This window comes from uncultured Blautia sp. (genome assembly GCF_902497045.1).
Taxonomy (GTDB): domain Bacteria; phylum Bacillota; class Clostridia; order Lachnospirales; family Lachnospiraceae; genus Blautia_A.
Map to the genome: position 1 here is coordinate 1 of NZ_CABVDF010000374.1, position 1517 is coordinate 1517.

Annotated in this window: 1 protein-coding gene and 2 tRNA genes; all 3 read right to left on the reverse strand. The window is 43.4% G+C overall.

Annotated elements, in window-relative coordinates; all coding sequences use genetic code 11:
- Positions 1-65 precede the first annotated feature (65 nt).
- Positions 66-1007, reverse strand: a complete 942-nt coding sequence (locus tag RDS42_RS14805; RefSeq protein WP_308784323.1) for an RluA family pseudouridine synthase — start codon at positions 1005-1007, stop codon at positions 66-68.
- Between the two features lie 81 nt (positions 1008-1088).
- Positions 1089-1159: transfer RNA gene (locus RDS42_RS14810), tRNA-Trp, on the reverse strand.
- Between the two features lie 52 nt (positions 1160-1211).
- Positions 1212-1299, reverse strand: a tRNA-Ser gene (locus tag RDS42_RS14815).
- Positions 1300-1517 lie beyond the last annotated feature (218 nt).

The window sequence follows — 1517 nt, forward strand, 5'->3', positions numbered from 1 at the left end:
ACAGGACAAAATCAACCAAAAAATAGTGAATAAATAATTTTTTAACAAAGTGGTCACAGATATTTTTATAACATTTTTTCCAGAAATGAAAAATCCTCAGGAAGAGGCGCTTCTATAAAGATTTCTTTGTTTTTAAAGGGATGGAAAAAGCTGACATGCCATGCATGAAGTGCCGCTCTGCAAAAGCACGGGGCATCATATGAAAAGGCATCTCCATAAAGCGTATCTCCCATCAGCGGATGACCAATAGTCTTCATATGGATGCGTATCTGGTGTGTCCGTCCGGTTTCCAGAAAAAGAGAGACCAGGGACCATTTAGAAGTACTGCGGAGCACCTGAAAGTGAGTAACGGCAGGACGGGTGTCAGGAGTTAATTTATCCTGCTGAGAAAAACATTTCATTTTTCTGGGATCATCAGGATCTGGTCCTATGGGCAAGGAAATTGTGTGCCGGCTGTTTTTCGGAAAAGATCCGGATAGGACGGCCAGGTATTCCTTGCGATATTCGCCTGTATTCTGCTGTAACTGAAGCCTTGCGGCACAAGTTTTATTTTTGGCAAAAACAACGATGCCTGAGGTTTCACGATCCAGTCGTCCCATAGAACGTACAGTAACAGCTTCGCCTTTTTGACGCAGATACCAGTAAACCTGATTGGAGAGAGTGTCCCTGTAGTGTATGCCTGAAGGATGAGTGACAATGCCTGAAGGCTTGTCAACAGCAAGAAGATCCTGATCCTCGTACAAAATACGAATAGGAGAAAGCCCTGCAGAAGGAAGCTTCAGGTGAGAAGAACCCTGGGAAGGCTCTTCAAGGCATACAGAAAGAATATCTCCGGCAGATACGGATTTGGTTACACGGCATTGGACACCATTACAGAGGATACCTTCGGGGCGGAATTTTGCACGGGAAATCTGTTTTTTTGTAAGTCCGGCCTGAAGTTGAAGGATTTTACCTGCGGTTGCCGGAAGATACTGTTTTTCTACTGTTAATTTCAGAATATGTTCCATGTGAGCCCTCCGAGATTTGTATTGAACCAGAACAAAAAAATCCGAAACCACTGTTTCAGTGATTCCGGATTCCTTCTTAAACAGGGGATGAGAGAATCGAACTCCCACCAAAGGTTTTGGAGACCCCTATCATACCATTTGACCAATCCCCTTTATTTGTACCGAACAAATAACATTATACATGAATAAATATTATTTGTCAAGCGGAGATGGAGGGATTTGAACCCTCGCACCGGTTGCCCGGCCTACCGCATTTCGAGTGCGGACCCTTCAGCCACTTGGGTACATCTCCAAGACTATTTTATGACCAGTTACCATTATATCGGCTGAAAGGAGGAAAGTCAAATTTTTTTTGGTATATGTTTCTTGACGAAGGAGTAAAGCTATAATATGATAAGAAGAAAACCAGAGCGTGAAGAGATTTCAGGTTGCTGCAGATGGTGCAGACAGCAACGCGGGCGTTTGACAGTTGAATAAAATAAAAAAGTCTTGTAGGCCGCGGAAAGCCTA

Bases quoted from the DNA above. Each gene is read 5' to 3' on its own strand.
- RDS42_RS14805 (WP_308784323.1), bottom strand. From the start codon at position 1,007: ATGGAACATATTCTGAAATTAACAGTAGAAAAACAGTATCTTCCGGCA.